At 70.3% G+C, this 19,933-nt stretch carries 16 protein-coding genes; 8 read left to right on the top strand and 8 right to left on the bottom strand.

What is annotated here, in order from left to right:
* Nucleotides 1-107 precede the first annotated feature (107 nt).
* The gene (locus AC6JA9_RS34475; RefSeq protein ID WP_370641866.1) at nt 108-1,373 is read left to right on the top strand and encodes an NAD(P)/FAD-dependent oxidoreductase; all 1,266 of its coding nucleotides are present in this window, start codon (nt 108-110) and stop codon (nt 1,371-1,373) included.
* A 185-nt stretch (nt 1,374-1,558) separates the two neighbouring features.
* Here AC6JA9_RS34475 and AC6JA9_RS34470 read toward each other — a convergent pair whose 3' ends face one another.
* From AC6JA9_RS34470 to AC6JA9_RS34460, 3 genes are all read right to left on the bottom strand, one after another.
* Nucleotides 1,559-2,494 carry a hypothetical protein gene (locus AC6JA9_RS34470; protein WP_223748395.1) on the bottom strand — a complete coding sequence of 312 codons (936 nt, stop codon included), beginning with the start codon at nt 2,492-2,494 and terminating at the stop codon, nt 1,559-1,561.
* A 146-nt stretch (nt 2,495-2,640) separates the two neighbouring features.
* Nucleotides 2,641-4,608 (bottom strand): molecular chaperone HtpG, encoded by a 1,968-nt coding sequence (htpG, locus tag AC6JA9_RS34465; protein WP_497958416.1) that lies wholly within the window; start codon nt 4,606-4,608, stop codon nt 2,641-2,643.
* 149 nt (nt 4,609-4,757) lie between these two features.
* Complete coding sequence (locus AC6JA9_RS34460; RefSeq protein WP_223781614.1) at nt 4,758-5,558, bottom strand: carbohydrate-binding protein; 801 nt, start codon at nt 5,556-5,558, stop codon at nt 4,758-4,760.
* Between the two features lie 178 nt (nt 5,559-5,736).
* On the opposite strand from AC6JA9_RS34460, the gene AC6JA9_RS34455 reads away from it, so the two are divergent.
* The 4 genes from AC6JA9_RS34455 (at nt 5,737) to msrQ (ending at nt 9,944) form a co-directional block, all read left to right on the top strand.
* A complete protein-coding gene (locus tag AC6JA9_RS34455; protein WP_497958415.1) occupies nt 5,737-7,461 on the top strand; it encodes a DUF8614 domain-containing protein in 1,725 nt (574 codons plus the stop codon).
* A gap of 79 nt (nt 7,462-7,540) precedes the next feature.
* On the top strand, nt 7,541-8,317 hold the full coding sequence (locus AC6JA9_RS34450) for a fatty acid desaturase (RefSeq protein WP_497958414.1): 777 nt from the start codon (nt 7,541-7,543) through the stop codon (nt 8,315-8,317).
* Between the two features lie 6 nt (nt 8,318-8,323).
* Nucleotides 8,324-9,313, top strand: coding sequence for a protein-methionine-sulfoxide reductase catalytic subunit MsrP (msrP, locus tag AC6JA9_RS34445; protein WP_223748400.1), 990 nt, complete (start codon nt 8,324-8,326; stop codon nt 9,311-9,313).
* 4 nt (nt 9,314-9,317) lie between these two features.
* The gene (msrQ, locus tag AC6JA9_RS34440) at nt 9,318-9,944 is read left to right on the top strand and encodes a protein-methionine-sulfoxide reductase heme-binding subunit MsrQ (RefSeq protein ID WP_426745199.1); all 627 of its coding nucleotides are present in this window, start codon (nt 9,318-9,320) and stop codon (nt 9,942-9,944) included.
* A 414-nt stretch (nt 9,945-10,358) separates the two neighbouring features.
* Here msrQ and AC6JA9_RS34435 read toward each other — a convergent pair whose 3' ends face one another.
* From AC6JA9_RS34435 to AC6JA9_RS34420, 4 genes are all read right to left on the bottom strand, one after another.
* The gene (locus tag AC6JA9_RS34435) at nt 10,359-10,841 is read right to left on the bottom strand and encodes a response regulator (RefSeq protein WP_046715893.1); all 483 of its coding nucleotides are present in this window, start codon (nt 10,839-10,841) and stop codon (nt 10,359-10,361) included.
* Nucleotides 10,842-10,983: 142 nt separating this feature from the next.
* On the bottom strand, nt 10,984-12,237 hold the full coding sequence (locus AC6JA9_RS34430; protein ID WP_223748402.1) for a hypothetical protein: 1,254 nt from the start codon (nt 12,235-12,237) through the stop codon (nt 10,984-10,986).
* On the bottom strand, nt 12,234-14,711 hold the full coding sequence (locus AC6JA9_RS34425; protein ID WP_491630665.1) for a TonB-dependent receptor domain-containing protein: 2,478 nt from the start codon (nt 14,709-14,711) through the stop codon (nt 12,234-12,236). Before AC6JA9_RS34425 ends, AC6JA9_RS34430 begins: the two co-directional genes overlap by 4 nt.
* Before the next feature lie 35 nt (nt 14,712-14,746).
* A complete protein-coding gene (locus tag AC6JA9_RS34420) occupies nt 14,747-16,348 on the bottom strand; it encodes a serine/threonine protein kinase (protein ID WP_223781619.1) in 1,602 nt (533 codons plus the stop codon).
* Between the two features lie 289 nt (nt 16,349-16,637).
* Here AC6JA9_RS34420 and AC6JA9_RS34415 point away from each other — a divergent pair, with 289 nt between their 5' ends.
* Nucleotides 16,638-17,501, top strand: a complete 864-nt coding sequence (locus tag AC6JA9_RS34415; RefSeq protein ID WP_223748404.1) for an ABC transporter substrate-binding protein — start codon at nt 16,638-16,640, stop codon at nt 17,499-17,501.
* 128 nt (nt 17,502-17,629) lie between these two features.
* Nucleotides 17,630-18,079: an OsmC family protein gene (locus AC6JA9_RS34410; RefSeq protein ID WP_223748405.1), complete on the top strand. Its 450-nt coding sequence runs from the start codon at nt 17,630-17,632 to the stop codon at nt 18,077-18,079.
* Nucleotides 18,080-18,082: 3 nt separating this feature from the next.
* Here the strand turns inward: AC6JA9_RS34410 and AC6JA9_RS34405 are convergent, their stop codons facing one another.
* Nucleotides 18,083-18,502, bottom strand: coding sequence for a winged helix-turn-helix transcriptional regulator (locus AC6JA9_RS34405; RefSeq protein ID WP_223748406.1), 420 nt, complete (start codon nt 18,500-18,502; stop codon nt 18,083-18,085).
* 135 nt (nt 18,503-18,637) lie between these two features.
* Between AC6JA9_RS34405 and AC6JA9_RS34400 the strand changes: the two genes are divergently transcribed.
* The gene (locus tag AC6JA9_RS34400) at nt 18,638-19,885 is read left to right on the top strand and encodes an MFS transporter (RefSeq protein WP_497958413.1); all 1,248 of its coding nucleotides are present in this window, start codon (nt 18,638-18,640) and stop codon (nt 19,883-19,885) included.
* Nucleotides 19,886-19,933 lie beyond the last annotated feature (48 nt).

Raw genomic sequence — 19,933 nt, 5'->3', positions numbered from 1 at the left:
GGCGCCTCGCCTCCCAGTTCTGCACAAGTGTTCGCTCCCGAGCAACCCGGACGACGGTACGGGTTGCGGCCCGCGCGCTCGCCGCACCAGCATGGAGGGGAGCCAGCGTGGATGTGGGAGAGCGCGTGTCGAACCCGGACGTCATCGTCGTGGGCGCGGGTCTCGCGGGGCTGGCGTGCGCGCGAGCGCTCGTCCAATCCCGCTTGAAAGTGGTGGTCCTGGAAGCCGGGGATGCTCCCGGGGGCCGCGTCCGCACGGATGCTCATGAGGGCTTCCTGCTGGACCGTGGGTTCCAGGTGTACCTGACGGCCTACCCGGAGGGGCGGAAGCTGCTCGACCTGGAGGCGCTGCGGCTGCGGCGCTTCATGCCGGGCGCGAAGGTGTGGCGACAGGGGAGGCTGTGCACGGTGGCGGACCCGCTGCGTCAGCCGGTGACGGCGCTCTCGCACCTGCTCGACGTGCCCGGGACGTTCGGCGACAAGCTGCGTGTGCTGGAGCTGCGGCAGCTCTCGCGCTCGGGCGAGGACGAGGACGTGTGGCTGCGTCCCCAGCGCACCTCGCGGCGCTACCTGGAGGAGCTGGGCTTCACGGAGGAGATGGTGGAGGGCTTCCTGCGGCCCTTCCTCGCGGGCGTCTTCCTGGACCGCTCGCTGAACACGTCCAGTCGCTTCCTCGAGTTCGTCTTCCGGATGTTCGCCTCGGGCGAGGCCGGGGTGCCGGAGCAGGGGATGGGGGTGATTGCGGAGCAGCTCGCCGCGAAGCTGCCTCCTGTCGCGCTGCGCAGGCATGCACCCGTGGCCGATGTGTGGGGCCACCGGGTGCGACTGGAGGACGGGGAGATGCTGGGCGCGAAGGCGGTGGTGGTGGCCACGGACCCGTTGGCCGCGGCGCGGCTGCTCCCCGGGATGCCGGTGCCGATGATGAACGCGGTGACGTGTCTGTACTTCGCCGCGCCGGAGCCGCCGGTGGAGGGGCCGTGGCTGCTGCTCAATGGTGACGGGAAGGGCGTGGTGAACAACGTCGCGGTGATGAGCGAGGTGTCGCCCGCATATGCGCCCCCGGGACAGGCGCTCGTGTCCGTGTCGGTGCTGGGCGTGCACTCGGATGAGGCCGCGTTGCGCGAGCAGGTGTGCGTGGAGCTGGCGGAGTGGTTCGGCGCCGCGGTGGCGGACTGGCGGCACCTGCGCACGTACTCGCTGCCGTTCGCGCTGCCGGCGCAGACGATGGCCGCGCTGGAGCCGCCGCATCGGCCGGTGCGACTGTCACCGGGGCTCTACGTGTGTGGTGACCACCGGGACAGCGCGTCCATCCATGGCGCGCTCGGCTCGGGGCGGCGCGCGGCGGAGGCGGTGCTGCTCGACATGGGGTTGTGATGGGGTGGGCTCGCGCGGCGAAGCATCCCTGCGCGATGCGCCGCGAATGGTGCGAGTGAACGCGAAGGTGCCGCGCGGAGAGCACACCATGGAGGCGCGCCCGGCTCTCCAGCGCATGAAGCCACCGTCGGTTGTGAAGCAAGCCGCCGCGCACGTCAGCCGCGCGCGGCGTCACAGACCTCGCTTCAGCGAGCGCCCTTCTTGCCCTTGCGCTTCGTCGCCGCGCGAGCGGTCTTGGTCTTCGCCTTGGCCGCCTTGGGCTTGCCGGACGTGGAGCGCTTCGCGCTGACCGCGGTGCCCCGGCGCTTGCCACCGGTCCGCTTGCTCGTCGCGGTGGGACGCCGACGCTTCGCGGCCTCCTCCGTGCGCTCCGTCCGGGCCACCTTGGCGGCCTGCTTCCCACGCGCCTTGCCGCCCGCGGCCTTCTTCGCCCGCGCGGTGCCAGCCTTGCGCGCGCCCTTGCGACGCGCACCCTTGCGTCCGCCGCTCGTGGCCTCGGTGGCCTCCGTCGCGGGGGCCTCGCTCACCACGGGCGCGGGCGCCACCTCGACCGCGCTCACCACCACCTCGGCCTGCACGGGCGCCGCGCTGATGACGGGCGCTGCCGCGCGGGCCCTCCGAGTCACGCTCCGACGAGGACCGGGAGTCGCCACGCGCCGGGCCCGCGCCGACGCGCCCAGGAGGCTCTGCGCCTCACCGGCCTCGTCCGCCCACTGCAGCGGGAAGTCGTCCGCGGTGAGCGGGCCCGAGGCGAGCAGCAGCGGCGCCGCCAGCTCGTCCGCGCCCGAGGCCACGGCGGCCATCGCGGTGACCAGGCTCAGCGTCGTGGGCGTCGCCCCACCCAACGGATAGAGCGCCACCGAGCCCATGTCGTTCCAGCCGACGACCAGGTAGCGGAAGGACTCCGGGTAGCGCGCGCGCAGCGTGCTCAGCACCAGCACGAAGGCATTGAAGCCACCGTCGTCGAAGCGCACCAGCCACTGGTTGCCGAGCGGCTGACGCACGCGACGGTGGGGCTTGCTGAGCTCCGCGCGGACCACTCCCTGGATGGCGGAGCGGACAGAGGCGTCCGCCGTCGGGAGGATGTCGCAAGTGAAGACGGCGAAGGAGGTCTGGGACATCCAGCCATCATTCCCTATCGCTCACAAGGCTGTCTAATTGTGCGCCGGCGAATCGCGCGAAAGGCGGCGAAAGGCCCCTCCCGCGCCCGGTGCACGAGGACCTCCACCCCTCGCGAGTGGAGGCCCTTTCACCCCAGTACCGTGCCCTAGCTCGCGGCCTGCGCCGGGGCCTCCGGCTTCGGCGCGTCGGACACCGGCGCCTTCACCGCCTGCCCCGCCACCTGCGTGAGCAGCGTCGTCAGCCGGCGCGCGAAGCGGTTCGGGTCGGAGATGGTGCTGCCCTCGGTGAGCAGCGCCTGGTCATGCAAGAGCTCAATCCACTCGGCCACCTGCGCCTGGGCCGGGTCCTGGGCGTGGAGCGTCTTCAGGTGCTCGATGACCGGATGCTTGGGATTGACCTCGAGGATGCGCTTCACCCTCGGCATTCCCTTACCCCGCTGCTGCAGCAGCCGCTCCAGGTACGCGGGCGAGCCGCCCTCGGGGACGACCAGGCACACCGGCGAGTCCGTGAGCCGGTCCGACACGCGCACCTCGCGCACCGAGTCCTGCAGCACGTCCTTCATCCGCGACGTGAGCCCCTTGAGCCCCTCGCTCTTCTCCTCGTGCTCCTTCTTCTGCTCGTCCGTGGACTGCAGCTTCAGGTCCGCCTGGAGCGCGGACACCAGCGGCTTGCCCTGGAACTCGCGCAGGCCCTGCGCCGCCCACTCGTCCACCGGGTCCGTCATGAAGAGGACCTCGTAGCCGCGCTGCTTGAGCGCCTCCAGGTGCGGGCTGTCCTCCACCGCCTTCCGGGACTCGCCGTAGATGTAATAGAGCGCCTCCTGGCCCTCCTTCATCCGCGACACGTAGTCCGCCAGGGACGTGAGCCCCTCGTCGCGCGAGCTCTCGTATCGCAAGAGGCCGCCCACCTTGTCCTTGTGCTCGGCCTCGGTGGCCAGCGCCTCCTTGAGCACCGTGCCGAAGGCCTTCCAGAACGTCGTGTAGTCCTCGGGCTTGTCCTTGGCGAGCTTCTCGAGCAGGTCCAGCGACTTCTTCACCACGTGCTTGCGGATGGCGCGCACCACCTGCGAGTCCTGCAGCAGCTCGCGCGACACGTTGAGCGGCAGGTCATCCGAGTCGATGACGCCGCGCACGAAGCGCAGCCACTGCGGCACCAGCTCCTCGCAGCGGTCCATGATGAACACTCGCTTGACGAACAGCCGCACCCCGCGCTGCTGCTGCGCGTTCAGGTCGAACGGCGGGTTCTTCGGCAGGAAGAGCAGCCCGGTGAACTGCTGGTTGCCGTCCGCCTTGAAGTGCGTCCACGCGAGCGGCTTCTCCCAGTCGTGCGTCAGGTGCTTGTAGAACTCCTGGTACTGCTCGTCGGTGATGTCCGACCTGGCGCGCTGCCACAGGGCGCTCGCCTTGTTCACCACCTCCAGCGAGCTCTCCGTCTTCGCGTCGTCCCCCGTGCCCGTCGTCTTGGTCACCTGGAGCTTGATGGGGTGGCCGACGTAGTCGGAGTACTGGGTAATCAGCGAGCGCACGCGCCACTCGTCCAGGAACTCCTTCTGGTCCTCCTTGAGGTGGAGGATGACGGAGGTGCCCCGGGCCGCGCGCTCGGCGGGCTCCACGGTGAAGGTGCCGTGCGCCTCGGACGTCCACTTCCACGCCTGGCTGTCCTTGCCGGCGGCGCGGCTGATGACCTCCACGCGGTCGGCGACGAGGTACGCGCTGTAGAAGCCCACGCCGAACTGGCCGATGAGCTGCATGTCCTTCTGGCCGCGCTGGGTCATCGCCTGGATGAACTCGCGCGAACCGGAGTGGGCGATGGTGCCCAGGTTCTTCACCAGCTCGTCGTGCGACATGCCGACGCCGGTGTCCTCGATGGTGAGGGTGTTCTTCTGGGCGTCAGGGATGATGCGCAGCTCCAGCTCCGGCGCGTCCGCGAGCAGCTCCGGCTCCGTAATCGCGCGGAAGCGCAGCCTGTCGAGCGCGTCCGAGGCGTTGGAGACCAGCTCCCGGAGGAAGATCTCCTTGTGGCTGTAGAGCGAGTTGATGACCAGGCTGAGGAGCTGGTTGATCTCCGCCTGGAAGGCGTGGGTTTCCCGCTGGGGGGAAGCGTCGACGGTCATGGGTTCAAGGCCTCCGGGGCGCCCCGTGTGGGCGCGAAGCGTCGTCTCCCCATAACCATGCAAACCGGCCTGTCGAGGGCCGTCGCCCGAATGCCCCCCGGCGGGCCCGGCGCTGGACGGCCAGGCCCCCGGGTCGGCCCTCGGGAGGGCTAGAGGGGAGGGTAGATGGGCGGGTAGTTGTAGCCGAAGTTGTTGTCCCAGTACGTCTGCCCGTTCACCTCGTACCGGATGTAGTACAGCGGCGTGCCGGACACGGCCGGGATGCGCGCCTGCCAGCGCTCCACGCCGTACGCGTTGGGGCTGGAGATGTACGCGTAGCCCACCGAGTAGCCGGGGACGAAGGACGCGGCGACCTCGTGGGACGTGGCCCAGTTGTCCGTCGTGTACACCACCGTGACGCTCTTGGTGTAGGCGAGGTTCTTCACGTCGATGCCGATGTCCACCTCACCCGTGGGCTGCCAGTAGCTGCTGCCCACCAGCACGTTGGCCCGCGGGAGCAGCGGCCCGTTGGTGCGCACCAGCTGGTAGTTGGCCCCGCCGTTGTTGTCCCAGTACGTCTGGCCATTCACCGTGTACTTCGCCACGAACTCCAGATCGCGCGTGGGCTGCGGGGACGTGCCCCAGCTCTGGTACTGCCGCGTCACCTTCCACAGCTCGTGGCCCGCGCCCGCGTCGCCCGCGTAGCTGGCCTCCAAATCGAGCCACGTCCCGTCCGGCTGCTTGTCATGGATGGCGACCTGCTTCTCGTAGGCCAGGTTCTTCACCACCAGGAGGTAGGTGACGTCCTGCCACGTCTGCCCATAGCGGCTGCTCACGGTGCTCACCGCCTTGAGCAGGCGCACCTCGTCCGCCGCCAGCGCGGAGGAGGAGAACAGCCCCACGCACAGGGCCACCAGCAGCCCCGGCAGCGCGCCCCGGCGGGCCAAGGGGTCGGTTCGAGTCGTCGTCATGAGAAGTCCTCGCGTGCCCGGGTTGAAGGGCACCTGGGTTGCCCGGGAAATCCAGGCTTGCGCATGTTGTCAGCCGGCTCCGACGCGCGCCGCCAAACCGTCCTGGCTGGAATGTTCCGATGCGTACAGGAGCACGGGAGCGCTGGGAGGGGGCGCGACGTTGGGGTAGGGAAGGGCCATGAACCGAACCCTCCTGTCCGTGCTCGGTGCGGCGATGCTGTCCGGCTCCGCCCTCGCCGCCGAGCACGCCGCCGCCCCCGTCGCCCTGCCCGACGCCGCCGAATTGCAGCGCCTCACCGCGCGCTTCGCTCCGGTGGAGCTGAAGGTGGACTTGAAGGCGCTGCCCGCCAACGAGCGGCAGGCGCTCGCGCGCATCGTCCAGGCCTCGCAGTTGATGGACGCGCTCTTCCTGCGCCAGCGCTGGGCGGGCAGCGAGACGGTGCTGCTGGGGCTCACGCGGGACGACTCGCCGCTGGGCCGCGCGCGTCTGCACGCGTTCGTGTTGGACAAGGGCCCGTGGAACAGCCTGGACGAGGGGCGGCCGTTCCTGCCGGGTGTGCCCGCGAAGCCGGAGGCCGGCAACTTCTATCCGGCTGGCGCCACCAAGGAGCAGGTGGAGGCGTGGGTGAAGTCGCTGCCGGAGGCCCAGCAGAAGGAGGCCACGGGCTTCTACACCACCATCCGCCGGGGCACCGACGGCAAGTTCGTCTCCGTGCCGTACAGCATCGAGTACCAGGGGGAGCTGGCCGAGGCCGCGCGCCTGTTCCGCGAGGCCGCGCAGCTGACCAAGCAGCCCACGCTCAAGGCGTTCCTGGAGTCGCGCGCGGACGCGTTCGGCTCGAACGACTACTACGCGAGCGAAGTCGCGTGGATGAAGCTGGACGCGAGCATCGAGCCCACCGTGGGGCCCTACGAGGTCTACGAGGACGGCTGGTTCAACTACAAGGCCGCGTTCGAGGCCTTCGTCGGCCTGCGCGACGACGCGGAGACGCAGAAGCTCGCGAAGTTCAGCGACCACCTGCAGGACCTGGAGAACCACCTGCCCATCGACGCGAAGCTGCGCAACCCGAAGCTGGGCGCGCTGGCCCCCATCCGCGTCGTCAACAGCCTGTTCTCCGCCGGTGACGCCAACCGGGGCGTGCAGACGGCCGCGTACAACCTGCCCAACGACGAGCGCGTCACGGAGGCCATGGGCTCCAAGCGCGTGATGCTCAAGAACGTGCAGGAGGCCAAGTTCCAGCGCGTGCTGGTGCCCATCGCCAAGGTGGCGCTGTCCGCCAGGGACCAGCAGGACGTGGCCTTCGACGCGTTCTTCACGCACATCCTGATGCACGAGCTGATGCACGGGCTGGGGCCGCACAACATCACCGTGAGCGGCAAGGCGACGACGGTGCGCCAGGCGCTCCAGGTGTCCTCCAGCGCGCTCGAGGAGGCCAAGGCGGACGTCTCCGGCCTGTGGGCGCTGCAGCGACTGATGGACACGGGCGTCATCGACAAGGCGATGGGCCGCACCATGTACACGACGTTCCTGGCCTCCGCGTTCCGCTCCATCCGCTTCGGCATCGACGAGGCGCACGGCAAGGGCGTGGCGCTGCAGCTCAACTACTTCCTGGACTCCGGCGCCGTGAAGGTCGCCGCCGACGGCACCTTCTCCGTCGTGCCGGAGACGATGAAGAAGTCCGTCACCGCGCTGACGAAGCAGCTGATGGAGATTCAGGCCAGGGGTGACCGCAAGGCGGCCGAGGCGCTCCTGGCGAAGATGGGCGTGATTCGTCCGCCGGTGCGCAAGGTGCTCGAGCGGCTCAAGGACGTGCCGGTGGACATCGAGCCGCGCTACGTCACCGCGGAGGAGCTGGTGCGCGAGGCCTCCGCCCCCGCGGCCGACGCCGGCGTGCGGAAGTAGCCACGGCCGACGGCCCGCTCGCCGCGCCGGGGTGCTTTCCCGTGCGCGGCGGCGCCGTCATCCCCATGAGTCAGGTGAGATGGAGACCACGGCCCGTCATCGCGCACCACCGCTCGGCCCCTGGGGCGTCGTCATCGCGCTCGTCATCATCGGCGCGTGGGGCGCGCACCTGACGTGGATGCTGATGTCCCCGGGGTGGCTGCCCCTGGACTCGCCCCTCACGTGGATGCACGTCGCCTTCCAGGCGTGGCTGTGCACGGGGCTGTTCATCACCGGCCATGACGCCATGCACGGCACGGTGGCCCGGCAGGGCTGGGTGAACGAGACGGTGGGGACGCTCGCCTGCTTCCTGTTCGCCGGGCTGTCCTACCGGCGACTGGTGCTGAACCACCACGCGCACCACCAGAACCCCACGGGCGACGACGACCCCGACTTCTCCACCCGTACCCAGTCCTTCTGGCCGTGGCTGGGGACGTTCATGGTTCGTTACACCACGCTGCCGCAGCTGGGGGTGATGGCGGCCAAGTTCAACGTCCTCGTCTTCCTGGGCGTGTCCCAGCCGCGCGTGCTGGTGTTCTGGGTGGTGCCGGCCGTGCTGGGGACGTTGCAGCTCTTCTACTTCGGCACCTACCTGCCGCACCGGCGCCCGGACACGCCGGACATGGCGCCGCACCACGCGCGCACGCTGCCGCGCAACCACGCGTGGGCCATGCTGTCCTGCTACTTCTTCGGCTACCACTGGGAGCACCACCAGTCCCCCGGCACGCCCTGGTGGCGACTGTGGCGCGTCAAGGATGCTCGCGCCGTGCCGCAGCGGGCGGGCGATGTAACGGCCGGGGACGCTGGGCCGTTATAAAGGGTCATGAGCGACAAGCCGCCCGTGGAGCCGCCCGGCTCCGAAATCACCTCCGAACGGCTCTACCTGCGCCGCCGGGACTTCCTGCGCAACGCGGGCCTGTTCACGGGCACGGCCGCCGCCGTGGCGGGGGGCCTGTACCTGCTCACCCGCAAGCAGCGCCGCTTCATGGACGCGTATGTCCCGGACGCGGGCGCCGTCACCGGGCCCGTGGTGAAGGCGAAGGGCGCGTTCGACACGGACGAGCCGCGCACCCCGTACGAGGACGTCACCACGTACAACAACTTCTACGAGCTGGGCCTGGACAAGAACGACCCGGCCCGGCTCGCGCACTCCTTGAAGCCCCGGCCGTGGACCGTCACCGTGGACGGGGAGGTGCACGAGCCGAAGACGGTGGACATCGACCAGCTGTTGTCCTGGTTCACCATGGAGGAGCGCGTCTACCGGATGCGCTGCGTGGAGGCCTGGTCCATGGTGATTCCGTGGCTGGGCTTTCCGCTGGCCGCGCTGCTCTCCCGGGTGAAGCCCACCAGCCACGCGCGCTACGTGACGTTCACCACGCTGATGGACCCGGAGCAGCTGCCCGGACAGAAGCGGCCGGTGCTGGACTGGCCCTACCTGGAGGGGCTGCGGCTGGACGAGGCGATGCATCCGCTGACGTTCATGGCCATGGGGTTGTACGGCAAGCAGCTGCCGGCGCAGAACGGCGCGCCGCTGCGGCTGGTGGTGCCGTGGAAGTATGGGTTCAAGGGGGGCAAGTCCATCGTGCGCATCTCGCTCACGCGCACCATGCCGATGACCACCTGGAACATGGCGGCGCCGCACGAGTATGGCTTCTACGCCAACGTGAACCCCGCGGTGTCCCATCCGCGCTGGAGCCAGGCCTCCGAGCGGCGCATCGGCGACTTCGAGCGCCGGCCCACGCTGCCCTTCAACGGCTACGGCGAGCAGGTGGCGCACCTCTACGCGGGCATGGACCTGCGCGAGAACTTCTGACGCCATGGCCTCGTCTCCCCATCCGTGGCTGAACCCCGCGCTCACCGTGGGCGGGCTGCTGCCCCTGGCGCTCCTGGCCGTGCAGGGGCCGCTGGGACAACTGGGCCCCAACGCCATCGAGGCGGCGCTCAACCAGACGGGGCTGCTCGCGCTGGTGATGTTGCTGGCGTCGCTGGCGTGTACGCCCGTGCGGCTGCTCACGCGGTGGACGTGGCCCGCGCGCGTGCGCCGCACGCTGGGGCTTTTGGCCTTCACGTACGCGTGCGCGCACCTGCTCACCTACGCGGTGCTGGACCAGGGGCTGGCGTGGCGGGCGCTGGGGGAGGACGTGGTGAAGCGGCCCTTCATCACCGTGGGCTTCACCGCGTGGGTGCTGCTGGTGCCGCTGGCCGTCACGTCCACGAACCGCTGGGTGAGGAGGCTCGGCTTCCCGCGCTGGCAGCGCTTGCACCGGCTGGCCTACGTGGCCGCGGTGCTGGGCGTGGTGCACTTCGTGTGGCGGGTGAAGCAGGACGTCACCGAGCCGCTCATCTACGGCGCGGTGCTCGCGCTGCTCTTCGCGGTGCGCGTGGGTGAGGCGATGCGAAAACGCCGGGCCCGCGCCGCTGCGGCGGCCCGTACCCCGGCGTGAGGTGAGGGCGGCTCGCCCGTCGTGCTGCTCGCGAGGTCTCGGGAGGAAGGCCTCCACCCGCTGAAGGGTTCGCGCTGCTTCAGTGGCGCGGAGCCTGACGCAAGGGCGGCTCGCCCGTCGTGCTGCTCGCGAGGCCTCGCGAGGAAGGCCTCCACCCGCTGAAGGGTTCGCGCTGCATCAGTGGCTCGGAGCCTGACGCAAGGGCGGCTCGCCCGTCGTGCTGCTCGCGAGGTCTCGGGAGGAAGGCATCCACCCGCTGAAGGATTCGCGCTGCTTCCGTGGCTCGGAGCCTGACGCAAGGTCGGCTCGCCCGGTGTGCTGCTCGCGAGGTCTCGGGAGGAAGGCGCCCACCCGCCGAGGGGCTCGCGCTGCTTCTGCGGCTCGGGCTCCGTCGTGAGGACGGGGCCCCAGGTGCTACTTGCGCGGCAGCGGGAGGATGGTGTCCACCAGCGTCATGAGCTGTGCGCAGCTCACCGGCTTGCGGACGAAGGCGCTGATGCCGGCCTTCTGACCCAGCGCGCGCACCTCGGCGACGTTCGGGTCACCCGTCATCATCAGGATGGGGACCTTGGCCAGCCGGGGGTTGGCGTTGGCGCGAATCTGCGCCGCGAAGTCGGCGCCGTTCATCCCGTCCATGTGGAAGTCGGTGAGGATGAGGTCGATGCCCTCCGCCTCGGCGACCTTCAGTCCCTCTTCGGCGGACTCCGCCTCCAGGAACTCGAAGTTGCGCGCCATGAGGTAGATCTTCAGCAGCGTCCGGATGGAGCGGCTGTCGTCCACCAGCAGCACGCGCTGCGGCGCGCCGCCCGTCGCGGTCCGGCTTCCACCAGGGCGCGCCGGGTCCGTCGTGGTGCGGTTGGGAACGGGCTCTGGGGAGGGAAGGGTACCGGCCTTCATCGGATCACGACCTCAGGTGGGGCTGTCCCCCTGCAGACCCAAGCATGTTGACGGAAGGACATGGCGAAGTCAAAGCACCGTCCTTCCTCTCTTTTTTCCCGATGTGGGGCGCCGCACACCCTTACTCGCCACGAGGTGGGGCTCAGGGGACCTCAAGCACGAAGGCCTGACTTTCGACGCCCGGAATCCCGATGCTCGCCGCCAGCGGCGGGGCGAGCTCGTTGGGGACCCGCCACGTCTGCCCCGTGGATTGGATCAGCACCACGGAGTAGCGACCCTTCGGCAGCCCGTCCAGACGGGCCGGGGCGGCCGCGTCGCTGGCATCCAGGGCGATGGGCTGCACGGCCACCTGGAGCTCCGCCAGGGGGACGGGCGTCATCCGGGGCTGACCGTTCTCATCCGTCAGCGCCGCGATGATGGGGTCCATCACCAGCCCCGCCGCGAGCACCACCAGGTCCGGCCTGCCGTCACGGGTGCCGTCGGCGCGCAGGTAGTCGATGCCGTCCGCGTCGAGGACGCTGTCGCGGTCCTTGTCGTTGTCCTCGAGCAGGCCCGGCTCATCCGCCAGCTTGCGCACCACGACGCGCGGCCAGACATCCGGCACCCCGTCGCGGTTGGCGTCGTCCGGCACGCCGTCGCGGTTGGCGTCCACGTAGCTGACGAGGAAGGCCTTGGGCCGCTGCGTCACCGGGCTGGCCTCCACCACCTGCGGCGTCAGCCGCAGCACCTTCATGGGCCCGCCCGCCGCCAGGGTGTTGTCTCCGCCGCCGGCGACGGTGACCTGGAAGGCGGGCCGGTCCACCGGCACCTGCGCGGTGGCCTGCGAGAAGCTCACCGTGACGTTGGTGAGCGGCTGCGGATGGCCCTCCTCGTCCTTGGTGACCTCCAGGACCAGCGGCTGGCCGTTGGTCAGGTCCACCGCGGCGCCGCCGATGTCGCCCGTGTTGGGCTCGCTGGTGACGCCGTACCAGGGGTTGAAGTCGGGGACGTGGCAGGGCGTGACGCCCGTCGCGCAGGTGTCCACGTCGATGAAGCCGCGCAGCATGTACTTGCCCGCGCCCACCAGGCTGAACGCGAAGGGCGCGGTGAAGGGGCCGGGCGAGTGGGTGCCGAGCGCCGGGCCGAACAGCTGCGCCGCGGGGATGACGGTGAAGGCCACCGGACGACCGCTGCCCTGGGGCGGCGGCAGCGGGCGCTTCTCCACGTCGTAGAGGAACACCACCGCGTTGCCCCGGAGGGCCGACTGCACGACGAGGCTGCCCTCGATGCGGGCGGTGTGCAGGGCCTGCTGGCCGTCCGCCGTGGGGACCACGGACGGGGACTCACAGCCCAGCACGAGCAGGGACGAGGCGAGCGCGACGAGCGCGGAGTGCTTGAACGAGGAGGTGCGGCTCATGGAGTCACCGTCAGCGTCGCGTAGACGCGCCGCTCGATGCGGTTGCCGAAGGGGTGTTGGGAGTGCGCGGCGCCCAGCTGGCTGCCGATGAGCGCCACGTCCACCAGGTTCTTCACCGCCGTGTAGCCCACGCGCGCGTTGATGATGGTGTGGGCGCCCAGCGGGTTGGAGGCCAGCTCGATGCGGGTCGGGTCCGCCGCCGCGGGCTCGCGCTCAATCCAGGTCGTGGACGAGGTGTAGGCCAGGTCCACGCCGAACTCGAGGTCCGCCTGGGTGCGGTAGGTGACGCCGCCGTACAGCTTGAGCTGCGGCACCTGGCTGCACGGGCCGCACTCCGCCTTGTCCTCCAGGTCCGAGGAGACCGTCTGGAAGGCGGCGCTCGCCTTGAGGCCCAGGCCGTCGATGAGGGCCAGCGTGAGGCCGGCTTCCGCGCCGCGCGCGGTGTAGATGGAGTCCTCGTTGACGAAGCGCGAGCGGCCGATGAGGTAGTTGCCCGTGGCCGCGTCGTAGGACTCGCCCACCGGCAGCCGCTCGAAGTTGGACAGGCCGATGAGGTCCTTCACCCGGTTCTGGTACAGGGCCACGTCCCAGTCCATGCCCAGCTCCGCGGACTCGCCGCGCCAGCCCAGCTCGAAGGCGGTGAGGCGCTCGGGGCGCAAGGCCGTGTTGCCCGTCGTCAGCGCGCTGGCGCCGTTGACGCCCTGCACGGGGACCAGCAGCCGCGTGTAGCTCTCCAGGAACGTGGGCTCGCGGAAGGCGGACGCCGCGCTGATGCGGAACGCGTGGCCCTCCACGGGCATGAACAGCGCGGACACGCGAGGCGAGTGCGCCAGGCCCGGCGAGCCCCCGTCGAGCAGCGGGTGGCGGTCCACGCGGTAGCTGGCGATGAGGCGCAGCGGGTCCGCCAGCCGCCACTCGTCCTGCACGAAGGCGGCGGCGTGGACCTCCTCACGCAAGGGGCCCAGGTAGTCCCAGCCCACGCGCTTGAGGCGGCCCTCCACGCCGACGTTGAGCTGGTGCTCGCCGCCCAGGTGGAAGGCGCGCGCGAAGAGCAGCTCCGCGTTGAACAGGTTGGAGCTGACCTCCGTGCCCAGCGAGCGCTGACCGATGGGCTCGTACTGGGGACCGGCGCTGCCGGAGATGTGGTTCCAGAACGTCTTGAGCTTCAGCGGCCCCAGCTCCACGTCGCCCTTGGCGTACGCGTTGAGGCCGTCCATGAAGTAGTTGCGCAGAAGGCCCAGCGGGTAGATTTCCGTCGCGTAGCGGTGCACGCCGCCGGACAGGCCCACCGTGCGGCCCTCCGCGAAGCTGTACACCGTGGACAGCGTGGCCCGGGCCCCGCGCATGCCGATGTCCGGGTCCGGGTCCCTGAGCACGATGTCCGGCCGGTCGCTGGCGTAGTCGCGGCTCCACTTGTCCGCCTGCGAGTACGCCACCGACGCGCGGTAGCGCAGCGCCCCGGAGCTGCCGTGGCTCAGGAACGAGCCCGCCACGCTGTGGCCGGTGCCGCCCGTCACGGTGAAGCGCGCGCGGGGGCCGGAGCCGGGGGCCTGGGTGATGATGTTGATGACGCCCAACATGGCGTTGGCGCCGTAGAGCGCGCTGCCCGGGCCGCGGATGACCTCGATGCGCTCGATTTCATCCAGGCCGATGGGGATGGACGACCAGAGCGTCAGGCCGAGGAAGTCCTGGTACTCGGTGCGGCCGTCGACGAGCACGAGCACCTTGTTGGCGATGCGCTGGTTGAAGCCGCGCATGGACACGTTGGCGCTGCCGATGCCCAGCGACATCACGTCCGCGCCCGGCACGCGCCGCAGGAGCTCCGGCAGGCTGGTGGCGCCCGACAGGCGGATGTCCTCCGCGGTGATGACGGTGGTGGCGTTGGGCGCCTCCAGCGAGGACTGGGCGCGGCGGCTGGCCGTCACCACGCGCTCCTCGTAGGGCACCGCGCCGTCGTCGCCCGTGGCCGCCTCGGACACGCCGGGCAGCACGGAGGGCACGTACGTGGAGGGCGCGGGCGTCGCGGGGCCCGAGGGCATGGACTCCGCGCGCTCGATGGCCTTCTCCAGCCGCTCCAGGAGCCCCGCCAGCTGCTGCTGGGACTGGACGCTCGCGGGGGGCGGCGGCATGGGCAGCGCGGAGTTGTCCGTCGCGCCGGCGGCGGCCTCCGCCTCGCGCTGCTTCGCCTCCAGCGCCGCGACGGTGGTCTCCACCGTGGCCGCGTCGGGCGGGTTGCTCGCCAGGTAGCGCCGGTAGGTCTCCAGCGCCTCCGCGGAGCGGCCCGCGTCCTGGTACGCGCGCGCGATGTTGAAGAGGACGTTGGGGTGCGGCTTGATGGCGTACGCCTGCTCCAGCTCGGCGATGCCCTGGTCGTACTCCTTCCGGGCGATGAGGCTCATGCCGGTGCGGAAGTGGCGACGGGCTTCCAGGCGTGCGTCCGCCAGGGCCTGCGACGCGCAAAGACACAGCGCCACGAGGCCCACTCGACGAAGGGATTTGAAGTGTTTCACTAGTAGGGGTTGTCCTTGAAATTGTCGCGCGACTCAGCGGGCCGTTGGGGGCGGGCCGGCGCAGTCGGCTTCTTCTTGAGCCTGTGGCGGATGGTCTGTTCGGTGCCGGTGCCCTCGGCCTTCACCGTGAGGGGCTGGTAGCCCTCCAGCGTGAAGGTCAGCTCCGCGCTCGCAAGGCCCTCACCGTCCTGCCGGACCTTGTACTTCACGGGGGTGACACCCAGGTCCTTGTTCCCCGCGCGCACCCGGGCGCCCATGGGCTCGCTCTCGATGGTGAAGACCACGGAGGGCACGTTGCCGGGCACCAGCGGCGCCAGCGCCAGCTCGTCGTCCACGGCGATGGCCGCCGGGCCCGGGGCCGTCTTCGCGGGCGCGGCGGGCGCCTTGGGCAGGGCGGCCTGGGTGGCGGCGTAGTCGGGCGGCAGCGGCTTGAGCTTGGGCTCGCGCATCATCATGGCCACCGCGAAGAGTCCGCCGCCAATCACGATGGCGCCGCCGAGGATGGCCAGGGGCAGCAGCAGGCCCTTGCCGGACTTCGCGGCCGGCTCCTCCACGGCGATGTCCAGCGCCATGGTGCTGGGGCCGGAGCCGGCGGCGTTCACCGGCCCGCTGATGGGGCCGCTGCGAGGACCGCTGCCGGTGCCCGTCAGGCGCGGGCCGCTGAAGACGCCGCTGACGCCCACCACGTGCGACAGGCGGCGCATGGCCTCCAGCACCTCGTCCATGGACTGGTAGCGCTCGGAGGGAATCTTGGCGAGGCACTTCATGACGAGCGCCTCCACCTCCGCGGGCACGCCATGGCTGGCCCAGACGGCGCCGAAGGCGGGAGGGGGCTCGTTGATGTGCTTGACGATGACGTCGATGCTCTGCGCGGCCAGGAAGGGCGGCTGGCCCATCAGCATCTGATAGAGCACCACGCCCATGCTGTACACGTCGCTGCGCGGGTCGGCGACGTTGCGCGCCTGCTCCGGCGCCATGTACTGCGGCGAGCCCAGGATGATGCCCGCCTGGGTGAGCGACGTGTCCTGCGGCACGTCCGCGTCGCCGATGAAGGACTTCACCAGGCCGAAGTCGAGCACCTTGACGATGTCGTGGTCCGTCTCCTGGTTGAGGACCATCACGTTGGCGGGCTTCAGGTCGCGGTGGATGAGGCCGACCTTGTGCGCCTCGCGCAGCGAGCGGGCGATCTGCTGCGTGATGTTGAGCGCGCGCGCCCACGGCAGCGGGCCCACCTGCGTGAGCAGCTGGCCGAGCGTGAGCCCGTCCAGGTACTCCATCGCGATGTAGTAGATGCCGTCGTCCGTCTTGCCGTAGTCGATGACGGTGACGGTGTTGGGGTGGCGCAGCTTCGCGGTGACGCTGGCCTCCAGGAAGAAGCGCTTCTGGAAGCCCGGGTCCTTGCCCTCGTCGTTGTAGTGGGGATTGAGGACCTTCAGCGCGACCAGCCGGTCCAGCGGCGCCTGCACCGCCTTGTAGACGCGGCCCATGCCTCCGGCGCCCAGGGTCTCCAGGATGCGGAAGCGCTCGTTGAGGACGCGCCCCAGCAGCGGATCCACCATGTCGGGCGGCGCGCCATTCGTCGGGGCGTTGTTTTCAATCATGTCTGCCCCCACCGACCGGGAAGGCACACGACGCTCCGGTCGAACATGCGTGCGGATGCTAACACCGCAATCGTCCACTGCCCAAGCGACCTGCCAGGTTGGCGCAGTGCATCAACGGCCGAGAAACCGGCCCGGGCGCCGCAACGTCCGGCACCGGACACGCGGCCGGTGGATCAGCCGGCAGACGCGGACTGGGGGGCGGGAGCGTGAGCGACTCGGAGTGTGGAACAAGGTTTTCGGGATTTCATGAAGCCTCCGCGAAGAGGGTGCGCGCGGTTAGGGTGGCGGGATGAGCGTCCACCTGACCGAGTTGCTTTCCAGCGCGCCCGCCTACCCCCGGCGGGTGGTGTGCATGACGGAGGAGACGACGGAGGTGCTCTACCGCATCGGCGCGGGGGAGCTGGTGGTGGGGGTGTCTGGCTTCACGGTGCGGCCGCCGGAGGCGCGCAAGAAGCCCCGGGTGTCGTCGTTCCTGGACGCCAACTTCGAGCGCATCTTGGAGCTCAAACCGGACCTGGTGTTGGGCTTCTCCGACTTGCAGGCGGACCTGGGCCGCGAGCTGTGCAAGCGGGGCGTGCCCGTGTACCTGTTCAACCAGCGCTCGGTGGCGGAGATCCTCCAGTCGGTGCGGCTGACGGGCGCGCTGGTGGGGCGCGCGGAGGCGGCGGAGAAGCTGGCGGAGGAGCTGACGGCGAACCTCACGCGCCACGCGGACGCGGCGGAAGCGCTGCCGCGCCGGCCGCGCATCTTCTTCGAGGAGTGGCACGAGCCGCTCATCTCCGGCATCCGCTGGTGCTCGGAGCTGGTGGAGCTGGTGGGCGGCGAGGACGTGTGCCGCGAGTCGCGCGCGTCGCAGGGCGCGAAGGGGCGCATCTTCGAGCCCGAGGAGGTGGCGCGCAGGAACCCCGACGGCGTCATCGCCAGCTGGTGTGGCCGCAAGGCGAAGCGGGACAAGATTGCCGCGCGTCCGGGCTGGGAGAAGGTGACGGCGGTGGTGGAAGACCAGCTCTACGAGGTGAAGAGCAGCCTCATCCTGCAGCCGGGCCCCGCGGCGTTGTCGGACGGCGTGGAGAAGCTCGCGCGCATCGTCTCGGCGATTGCGCGCGGGGAGAAGCTGCCCGTGCCGAAGGGCGCGGACCTGCGCGGCGGATGACGGAAGTCCGGACGCCGCGTAGGGGACGGGCTCCCTCGATGGAGTGAGCCGGTGCGACAGTCGAGCCGGAACGACGCGGGGCTCCTATGCTCGGGCCCGAGGACACACGCAACGCAAGGAGGCAGGACGTGGAAGGATTTCCGCTGAGGCTCACGTGGAAGGGCTCCACCGCGAGCGAGTACAGCCGCAACGCGGTGGCTGGCACGGATGGCAAGCCGGACATCCTGGTGAGCGCGGGGACGGGGTATGGCGGTGAGGACTCGCGCTGGAATCCGGAGGACCTGCTAGGGGCCTCGGTGGCGCAGTGCCACCTGCTCACGTTCCTGGCGCTGGCGAAGAAGCTGCGGCTGGATGTGCGCTCGTACGAGGACCAGGTGACGGTGTTCCTCGACACGGTGGAGAAGGTGAAGCGGGTGAACAAGGTCCGCCTCGCGCCGCTCATCCGCGTGGCGCCGGGCACGGACGTGGAGAAGGTGCGCGAGATGTTCGTGAAGGCGCACAAGTACTGCTTCATCGGCCAGAGCATCACCGCCGAGGTGGTGATGGAGCCGACCATCGAGGTGCAGTCCGAGGCGTAGCGCTCAGCGCTTCCTGCGCGGCTTCTGCTCGGACACCTTCTTCACGACGGCGTCCGAGCACGCCAGGGGCCGGCCGTCCTCGGCGCGCAGCTCCAGGGGGCGCACCGGCCTGCCGTGCTCCGTGTCGACCAGTCGGGAGCGGGGCTCGTCGGGTTGGAAGCAGTGGTGCTCGCCCCACTGCCGCAGGGCCACGATGACCTGGAACAGGTCCTTGCCCTTGGGCGTCAGCGCGTACTCGTGGAACGCGCTCCCGTCGGACGCGGCCACCGTCTCCAGGATGCCGTGCGCGACCAGGTTGCGCAGGCGGCCGGAGAGGATGTTGCGCGCCACGCCCAGGTTCTTCTGGAGCTCTCCGAAGCGGCGCAGGCCGTCGAACACGTCCCGGAGGATGAGCAGGGACCACTCGTCACCGAGGATGTCCACGGTCCGCTCGACGGGGCACTCGGCCTGGCTGTGGGGTTTTCGCTGCGCCATTCGGAAACGGAGGTTGCCACATCCCCTCCGGCCCGTTAACTCCCCGCTGGTTTCATTTTGAAACCAGATGCGGGCAGGTGGTGGATGCGACGGGAGTCCAAGGTGGTGGAGCCTGCGGGCAGGGGGGCGCCCGGGCTGTCGGGCGCGGTGACGGGGTTGTTGGCGGTGGCCTGCGGGCTGGCCGTCGCCAACGTCTATTACGCGCAGCCGTTGTTGGATGCGATGGCGCGGGAGCTGGGGTTGCAACCCGCGACGGTGGGCGTGGTCGTCACTGTCACGCAGGTGGGGTACGGGTTGGGGCTGTTGCTCCTGGTGCCGCTGGGAGACCTGGTGGAGCGGCGTCGGCTGGTCGCCCTGCAGATGCTGCTGTCGGTGGCGGCGTTGACGCTGGCGGGGCTGGCGCCCTCGGGCGCGGTGTTGCTCGGCGCGCTGGCGGTGGTGGGGCTGCTCGCGGTCGTCACGCAGGTGTTGGTGGCGTTCTCCGCGTCGCTCGCGTCGCCTGCCGAGCGGGGCCGCGTGGTGGGGCTGGTGACGAGCGGGGTGGTGATAGGCATCCTGATGGCGCGCACCGTGGCGGGCTTCCTGTCCGATGTCGCCGGGTGGCGCTCCGTCTATCTCGTGTCGGCGGGCGCGACGTTGCTCGTGGCGCTGGCGCTGCTGCGGGTGCTGCCTCGCGAGCGTGCGCGCACGCGGCTGTCCTATCCGGAGCTGCTGCGCTCGGTGCTCACGCTGTTCGTGGAGGAGCCCGTGCTGCGGGTCCGCGCGGTGCTCGCGCTGTTGGGCTTCGCCGCGTTCAGCACCTTGTGGACGCCGATGGTGCTGCTGCTGGCGGCGCCGCCGTTCTCGCTCTCGCACACGCAGGTGGGCCTGTTCGGCCTCGCGGGGGTCGCGGGCGCGCTGGGGGCGTCGAGGGCGGGGCGGCTGGCGGACCGGGGCTTCGGGAATCGGACGACGCTGTTCGCGCTCGGGCTGCTGCTGGTGTCGTGGGTTCCCATCGTGCTGACGCAGACGCACCAGTCGCTGTGGGCGCTGGGGTTGGGAATCATCGGTCTGGACCTGGCCATCCAGGCGTTGCATGTGACGAACCAAAGCGAGCTGTACGCGGTTCGCCCGGAGGCGCGCAGCCGGTTGGTGGCGGGCTACATGGTCTTCTATTCCATCGGCAGTGGCGCGGGCTCGCTCGCGTCCACGGTGGTGTTCGCGCACGCGGGTTGGGTGGGCGTGTGCGTGCAGGGGGCGACCATCGCCGCCGTGGCGCTGGGGTTCTGGGGCGTCACGCGACTGGCGGCGCGGGAGCGGGGATTCGCGAGGGTTCGCCGCGTCTCGTCATGACGTGGGTGCTCGATTCGTGAGACGCCTGCCCTCCGGTCCCGGGGGTGA

The organism is Myxococcus sp. MH1 (assembly GCF_059738865.1).
Note: the sequence above shows the minus strand (reverse complement) of the source record. Positions and strands in the feature narration are given on the sequence as shown.

What these genes read in the sequence shown, in the direction of transcription:
- htpG (WP_497958416.1), bottom strand. Translation starts at nt 4,608, where the DNA reads ATGACCGTCGACGCTTCCCCCCAGCGGGAAACCCACGCCTTCCAGGCG.
- AC6JA9_RS34460 (WP_223781614.1), bottom strand. Translation starts at nt 5,558, where the DNA reads ATGACGACGACTCGAACCGACCCCTTGGCCCGCCGGGGCGCGCTGCCG.
- msrQ (WP_426745199.1), top strand. Translation starts at nt 9,318, where the DNA reads ATGGCCTCGTCTCCCCATCCGTGGCTGAACCCCGCGCTCACCGTGGGC.
- AC6JA9_RS34455 (WP_497958415.1), top strand. Translation starts at nt 5,737, where the DNA reads ATGAACCGAACCCTCCTGTCCGTGCTCGGTGCGGCGATGCTGTCCGGC.
- AC6JA9_RS34430 (WP_223748402.1), bottom strand. Translation starts at nt 12,237, where the DNA reads ATGAGCCGCACCTCCTCGTTCAAGCACTCCGCGCTCGTCGCGCTCGCC.
- AC6JA9_RS34415 (WP_223748404.1), top strand. Translation starts at nt 16,638, where the DNA reads ATGAGCGTCCACCTGACCGAGTTGCTTTCCAGCGCGCCCGCCTACCCC.
- AC6JA9_RS34400 (WP_497958413.1), top strand. Translation starts at nt 18,638, where the DNA reads ATGCGACGGGAGTCCAAGGTGGTGGAGCCTGCGGGCAGGGGGGCGCCC.
- msrP (WP_223748400.1), top strand. Translation starts at nt 8,324, where the DNA reads ATGAGCGACAAGCCGCCCGTGGAGCCGCCCGGCTCCGAAATCACCTCC.
- AC6JA9_RS34435 (WP_046715893.1), bottom strand. Translation starts at nt 10,841, where the DNA reads ATGAAGGCCGGTACCCTTCCCTCCCCAGAGCCCGTTCCCAACCGCACC.
- AC6JA9_RS34470 (WP_223748395.1), bottom strand. Translation starts at nt 2,494, where the DNA reads ATGTCCCAGACCTCCTTCGCCGTCTTCACTTGCGACATCCTCCCGACG.
- AC6JA9_RS34450 (WP_497958414.1), top strand. Translation starts at nt 7,541, where the DNA reads ATGGAGACCACGGCCCGTCATCGCGCACCACCGCTCGGCCCCTGGGGC.
- AC6JA9_RS34420 (WP_223781619.1), bottom strand. Translation starts at nt 16,348, where the DNA reads ATGATTGAAAACAACGCCCCGACGAATGGCGCGCCGCCCGACATGGTG.